This is a genomic window from Siccirubricoccus soli (genome assembly GCF_024178315.1).
Taxonomy (GTDB): Bacteria; Pseudomonadota; Alphaproteobacteria; order Acetobacterales; family Acetobacteraceae; genus Siccirubricoccus; species Siccirubricoccus soli.
In genome coordinates this window covers 1-6,133 of sequence record NZ_JAMZIK010000226.1, presented here as the reverse complement: position 1 = coordinate 6,133, position 6,133 = coordinate 1, and the positions used below count along the sequence as shown (strand labels likewise).

General features: G+C 71.6%; 8 protein-coding genes. 3 read left to right on the top strand and 5 right to left on the bottom strand.

Features of this window, described 5'->3' with window-relative positions; all coding sequences use genetic code 11:
- Positions 1-301: 301 nt before the first annotated feature.
- On the top strand, positions 302-1,012 hold the full coding sequence (gene trmB, locus NJ376_RS26940) for a tRNA (guanine(46)-N(7))-methyltransferase TrmB (protein ID WP_252956448.1): 711 nt from the start codon (positions 302-304) through the stop codon (positions 1,010-1,012).
- A gap of 297 nt (positions 1,013-1,309) precedes the next feature.
- Here the strand turns inward: trmB and NJ376_RS26935 are convergent, their stop codons facing one another.
- Complete coding sequence (locus NJ376_RS26935; RefSeq protein ID WP_252956447.1) at positions 1,310-1,882, bottom strand: TlpA family protein disulfide reductase; 573 nt, start codon at positions 1,880-1,882, stop codon at positions 1,310-1,312.
- A gap of 1 nt (position 1,883) precedes the next feature.
- Between NJ376_RS26935 and argH the strand changes: the two genes are divergently transcribed.
- Positions 1,884-3,266: an argininosuccinate lyase gene (gene argH / locus NJ376_RS26930; protein ID WP_370288708.1), complete on the top strand. Its 1,383-nt coding sequence runs from the start codon at positions 1,884-1,886 to the stop codon at positions 3,264-3,266.
- On the top strand, positions 3,266-3,406 hold the full coding sequence (locus tag NJ376_RS26925) for a hypothetical protein (protein ID WP_252956446.1): 141 nt from the start codon (positions 3,266-3,268) through the stop codon (positions 3,404-3,406). Before argH ends, NJ376_RS26925 begins: the two co-directional genes overlap by 1 nt.
- 71 nt (positions 3,407-3,477) lie before the next feature.
- On the opposite strand, the gene NJ376_RS26920 is transcribed toward NJ376_RS26925, so the two are convergent.
- The 4 genes from NJ376_RS26920 to NJ376_RS26900 all read right to left on the bottom strand — a co-directional run.
- Positions 3,478-4,035 carry a LemA family protein gene (locus tag NJ376_RS26920; RefSeq protein ID WP_252956445.1) on the bottom strand — a complete coding sequence of 186 codons (558 nt, stop codon included), beginning with the start codon at positions 4,033-4,035 and terminating at the stop codon, positions 3,478-3,480.
- Positions 4,036-4,046: 11 nt separating this feature from the next.
- Positions 4,047-4,532, bottom strand: coding sequence for an RNA pyrophosphohydrolase (locus NJ376_RS26915; RefSeq protein ID WP_252956444.1), 486 nt, complete (start codon positions 4,530-4,532; stop codon positions 4,047-4,049).
- A 67-nt stretch (positions 4,533-4,599) separates the two neighbouring features.
- Positions 4,600-4,890 carry a type II toxin-antitoxin system RelE/ParE family toxin gene (locus NJ376_RS26910; RefSeq protein ID WP_252956443.1) on the bottom strand — a complete coding sequence of 97 codons (291 nt, stop codon included), beginning with the start codon at positions 4,888-4,890 and terminating at the stop codon, positions 4,600-4,602.
- Between the two features lie 330 nt (positions 4,891-5,220).
- Positions 5,221-6,133: divergent polysaccharide deacetylase family protein (locus tag NJ376_RS26900; protein ID WP_252956442.1), on the bottom strand; the 913-nt coding region annotated here is incomplete at its 5' end.

The following is a 6,133-nucleotide window of genomic DNA, read 5'->3' as shown; positions in this document are numbered from 1 at the left end:
TGGCGCCGGAGCTGAAGCGCGCCTTCGGCCGCTGATTTATTCCCTACGACACCGCTGCGCGGCGTCGTGGGGGGCCGGGGGCGCTCCTGCCCGGGGCGTCGCACCGCCTGTCGCGGCGAAGCCGCGGCAGGGCAATGGGCGGCGCCGTTGCTGCGGCGCGCTCTCCCGCCGGGCGTGGCGGGGCTAGAGCATATTCGGGTCACATGCGTTCACCGAATATGCTCTACGCCTTTGTTTGCAGAGCAGAGTCACGCACTCGGGCGACGCCGCCCTACGGCGATCTGCTCTATGAGGCGGCGGCATGACCGCTGACCGACCGCCCCTCGCCGAGGGCATTCCCGACCGACTCTATGGCCGCCGCCGTGGCCATCCGCTGCGGCCGCGGCAGCAGCTTCTGCTGGATGCCACCCTGCCGCGGCTGCGGCTTTCGCCGGCGCAGGCGCGGGACCCGCGCGCCGCCTTCGCCGCGCCGGTGGAGGCGCTGTGGCTGGAGGTGGGCTTCGGCGGCGGGGAGCATGCGCTGGCGCATGTCGAGGCCAACCCGCAGGTCGGCTACATCGCCTCCGAGGTGTTCGAGAACGGGCTCTGCTCCCTGCTGACGCGGCTGGTGCCGGAGGGGGAGGAGGCGACGGGGGCGCTGCCGGGCAATCTTCGCCTCTGGCCGCAGGATGCGCGGCATCTGCTGGGGCTGTTGCCGGAGGGGTGCCTGGACCGGCTGATGCTGATGTTTCCCGATCCCTGGCCGAAGTCCCGCCATGCCAAGCGCCGCTTCGTGAATCCGTCGCTGCTGCCGCTGGTGGCGCGGGTGCTGCGGCCGGGCGGCGAGTGGCGCATCGCCAGCGACGACCCGACCTACCAGGCCTGGGTGGAGGAGGTCTTCGCCGCGACGGATCTCTTCACCGGCGCCCCGCCCGCCGCGGCGCGGCCCGAGGGCTGGCCCGGCACCCGCTACGAGGCCAAGGCCCTGCGCGAGGGCCGGCAGCCCCTCTACTGGGTAAAGCGCCGGGTATAGTTCGCCGCGGCCAAGCTGACCCCGGCGGAAGCTTGGGCGCACTGGCATATGCACAGCTTCAGGAAACGCCAGAAGACAACAAGAAGGATCGGGGCTTTGCCCGTTGGCGGCAGTGCCGCCAGCCCCCCCAGGCAGGCTACCCCCGGACCCCGGTGTGAGTTCTAGACCCGTGGGTTGAACCAGCAGACTCAGACCGGGGGGCGGGGCCAGGTGCTGGCCCCGGGGGGGCTTGGGGGCAGAGCCCCCATTCTTCGGTTTGCCTTCTTTTCTCAAGCTGGCGCCTGTGCGCCCCGATTCTCACGCCCGCTGCTGCGGCTCCTCCACCGCCACCAGCCGGCGGATCGCCGCCAGCATCTCCGGCTGGTCCCATTCCGCCGCGCCTTCCAGCCGCGCCCTTTCCCGCCCCTGGCGGTCCACGATGATTGTGGTCGGCAGGCCGCGCGCGCCGAGCGCCCGGGACGCCGCCCCGCGCGGGTCCAGCCAGAGTCCGAGCCGGGTGATGCCCCGCGCCTGGTAGAAGGGCTCCACCTGTGCCTTGCCGCCGCGGTCCGAGGACAGGGCGAGCACCGTCACCCCTTCCTCCGCCAGCGCCGCCTGGGCGCGGTCCAGCGCCGGCATTTCCGCCACGCAGGGCGGGCACCAGGTGGCCCAGAGATTGATCAGCAGCCCGCGCCCGGCGAAATCCGCCACCCCATGCGGCTTGCCTTCGGCATCGGTGAAGCTGAATTCCGGCAGGGGCCGCGGCCCCGTCTCGCTGAGTTTGCCGAGGCCCGCAGCCTGCGCTTTGCACCAAAGGGGCGCCGCCGCTAGGGTCCCGGCCGCCAGGAGCAGGCGCCGCCGCTTCAGCCAGGAAGACGAGAGCATCGCCATCGTGTCCAGTCACCTCCAATGGGGTGGGCGGTTCGCCACCGGCCCCTCCGCCATCATGCAGGCCATCAACGCCTCGATCGGCTTCGACCGCAAGATGTGGCGGCAGGATATCGAGGGCAGCCTCGCCCATGCCGCCATGCTGGCGCATGTGGGGATCATCTCCGCCGAGGACGAGGCCGCCATCCGCCGCGGCATGGCCGAGATCGCCCAGCGCATCGAAGCGGGCGGCATGGAATGGGATGAGCGGCTGGAGGATATCCACACCCATGTGGAGGCTGCCCTCGTCGCCCTGATCGGCGATGCCGGCAAGCGGCTGCATACCGGCCGCAGCCGCAACGACCAGGTGGCGCTCGATGTCCGGCTCTGGGTGCGGGACGCCATCGACGGCCTCTCCGGCCAGATCACCGATGTGATGCGGGCCCTGGTGGCGCGGGCGGAGGAGCATGCGGGCACGGTGATGCCGGGCTTCACCCATCTGCAGCCGGCCCAGCCCGTCACCTTCGGCCACCACATGCTGGCCTATGTGGAGATGCTCTCCCGCGACCTCTCCCGCTTCCGCGATGCGCGGGCGCGGCTGAATGAGTGCCCGCTGGGCGCCGCGGCGCTGGCCGGCACCGGCTTCCCCGTAGACCGGCACATGACGGCGAAGGCGCTGGGCTTCGACGGACCGACGCGGAACAGCCTGGACAGCGTCGCCTCCCGCGACTTCGCCGCGGAATTCCTCTTCGCCTGCGCGATGTGCGCCACGCATCTCAGCCGCTTTGCGGAGGAGATCGTGATCTGGACCAACCCCTATTTCGGCTTCGTCAAGCTGAGCGATGCCTTCACCACCGGCTCCTCCATCATGCCGCAGAAGCGCAACCCGGATGCGGCGGAGCTGGTGCGCGGCAAGACCGGGCGCATCTTCGGCGCGCTGATGGGGCTGCTGACGGTGCAGAAGGGCCTGGCGCTGACCTACTTCAAGGACATGCAGGAGGACAAGGAAGGCATCTTCGACGCCGCGGAGAGCCTGACCCTGAACCTTGCCGCCATCGCCGGCATGGTGCGGGACATGCAGCCGGATGCGGCGCGGCTGGAGGCGGCGGCGGGGGCGGGCTTCTCCACCGCGACGGATCTGGCGGACTGGCTGGTGCGCGAGCTGAAGATGCCCTTCCGGGATGCGCACCACGTGACGGGGCGGCTGGTGCAGAAGGCGGAGGCCAAGGGATGCGACCTGGCGGGGCTGAGCCTGGCCGAGATGCAGGCGGAGGAGGCGCGGATCACGGACGCCATCTATGGCGTGCTGACGGTGCAGGCCTCGGTCGCCTCGCGCACCTCCTTCGGCGGGACGGCGCCGGAGAATGTGCGGCGGGCAGCGGCGGAATGGCGGGAGAAGCTCGGGTGATGCGGCCGGGGCTGATCCTGCTGGCACTGCTCGCGCTGGCGGCCTGCGGGCGGGTGGGACCGCCGCGGCCGCCCGGGCCGCCGGAGCAGGTGACCTATCCGCGGGCCTACCCGGCGCCGAGCTCGGCGCAGACGCGGTAGCAGGAGGCTCTGCCTCCTGCACCTCCGCCAGGGCCAGGGCCAGGACCTGGCCCCGGACCCCGGTCCGAGTTCTAGAATTCGACCTTCGGCGCCACGGCGACTGCGGCGCGCTCGGCCTCCGGCAGCTCGAAGAAACCCTTTGGCAGGAAGCCGAGGCTGGCGGCGAAGAGCACGGCCGGGATCTGCTGGATGGCGCTGTTGTACTCGGCGACGCTGTTGTTGAAGAAGCGGCGGGCGGCGGCGATCTTGTTCTCCACATCGCCCAGCTCCGACTGGAGCTGCAGGAAATTCTGGTTGGCCTTCAGCTCGGGATAGGCCTCCGCCAGGGCCAGCAAGCGGCCGAGCGCGGCGCCGAGCGCGCCCTCCGCCGCCGCCTGGGCCGGACCGCTGGCGGCGAGGGCGGCGTTGCGCGCCTGCACCACGCGCTCCAGCGTGCCCTGCTCATGCCGCGCATAGCCCTTCACCGTCTCCACCAGATTGGGGATCAGGTCGTGGCGCTGCTTGAGCTGGACATCGACGTCGGACCAGGCCTGGCCGGTGGCCTGCCGCAGCGCGACCAGCCGATTGTAGACCAGCACCAGCCAGAGCAGCAGCAGGACGAAGAGCCCGAGGATCACCCAACCCAGCATGCGCGTCGCTCCTATCGCGGCACGGCGTAGCGGGCGAAATCCCGCGCCAGCACCTCATAGATCGCGCGCTTGAAGCCGACGGCCATCGCCGGCAGCTCCGCCAGCGGGGCCCAGCGCCAGGCATCGAATTCCGGGTGCGGGTCGAGGTCGAGGCGGATCTCCTCGTCCCGGCCGGTGAAGCCAAGGGCGAACCATTTCTGCCGCTGCCCGCGATAGCGGCCACCGAGCGCCTTCCCCAGCAGCTCCGGCGGCAGGTCGTAGCTCAGCCAGTCCGGATGCTCGCCGAGGATGATGGCGGCGTCGGTGCCGACCTCCTCCTTCAGTTCGCGGAAGATGGCGAGGGCGGGGTCCTCCGCCCCGTCGATGCCGCCCTGGGGAAGCTGCCAGCCGCCGGGCGCGCCCTCGGCATTGGGCAGGTCGGCACGGCGGGCGACCAGCACCAGGCCATCGCGATTGAAGAGGGCGGCGCCGACGCAAGGGCGATAGGGGAGGTCCATGGCGGGACCCTATCATCCTTGCCGCGGAAAGGTGAGACGGCTTGCCCGGCGGGAGTGGCGAGGCCGGTCAGAGATGGCGCTCCCAATCCTGGCGATGGCCCAGGATCCGCATGATCAGGACGCCCTCCTCGTCCAGAACATAGGCGAACATACGGGCGCGGTAGGGATACAGCCGGACCGGTGGGGCCAGTTCAGGCCGTTCCCGTGCGAGGTGGGGCCGTTCGGCAATCCGGGCGGAGCATTCGGCAAGCCCGGCGGCATAGCGCTCGGCCTGGGCGATGCCGAAGTTGCGGGCGCCGTGCAGATAGATCTCGATGATGTCCTCGTCGGCTTGGTGCGTTCGCCGGATCGGCGTCATCCGGGCGGGCGTCGGGCCTGGCGGTGCGCTTCCTCCAGCACTTCCTCCAGGCTGCGGACGCTGATGCCGCTCTCGGCGCCTTGCGTGACAAGATGCTGCAGCCGGGCGAAGGCAGCGGCCCGCTCCTGGTCCCGGCGGATCAGGTCACGGACGTCGTCGCTGGCCTTGCTGTAGCGGCCGGACTGACCCTGCTTGCTCGCCCCAGGCCTTCATCGCATCCGGCAGGGAAACGTTCATCGTGGCCATGCCGGCGTCATGCCAGACATTGGCAAAGCCTGTCATTCCTGGCGGCCGCTCGGTATGGCGGCCAGCGGGGAACGGCCGCGCCCCCTACGGCGCCCGCACTGTCTCCGCCGCCGCCACATCCGGCGCCCGGCGCAGCGCGGTGACCGGCGCCAGGACGAAGCCCCGCGCTTCCAGGCTGCCGGCCCAGCTCGCCAGCCGGTCGATCACCACCGGCGTCACGTTGCCGGCATAGCCGATGGCCGCGCCCTTCTCCTGCGCCAGCCTTTCCAGCGCCTGCAATTTCAGCTCGATCTCGCCGCGCGTGGCGGGCTCGTCCACCACCAGGTCGATGGCGCGGCCCCAGGCGCGCTCCGGCGGGCGGGCGCCGGGGCGCGGATCGATGTAGAGCAGCCCGCGGCTCCGCAGCGCATCCTGCAGCGCCCCGAAGCGGTCGCTGACCGCGGCGTAGCGCTCCCCCCGCATGGCGCCGAGCGCGCCGATGGCCCCGACATAGCCGGTGAAGCGGGAGAGCACCCAGGCCAGCCGATCCTCGTTCTGGGCTTCGGTGTTACCGGTCAGCAGGGCCCGGTCGCCCGGGTTGTTCAGCGGGTAGCCGGTGGGCTCCAGCGGCAGCGCCACCAGCAATTCCATGCCCTTGCGCCGCGCCTGGTCCAGCAGCAGGGGCAGTTGCGGGGCGTAGGGGCTGAAGGCCAGGGCGACGCCGCCGGGCAGCCGGGCGATCGCCTCCTCCGAAATGGCGGCATTGATGCCGAGCCCGCCGACGACGAGGCCGATCTTCGAGCGGGGATCCTGCCGGTCGAACGGCCGCCCATAGGTGCGGATGGGGGTGCGGCCCTCCGCGCTGATGCGGGGCAGCGGGCCGTAGGGGCCGGATTCCAGCAGGGCCGGGTCGGCGGCGAGGATCGGGCGGCCGGGCTGGGGCGGGCCGCGCATCGGGCCGGCCGGCAGGGGGGGCGGCTCCGGCGCCTGGGGCAGGGCGAGGGCGGCCGGGCTGGCG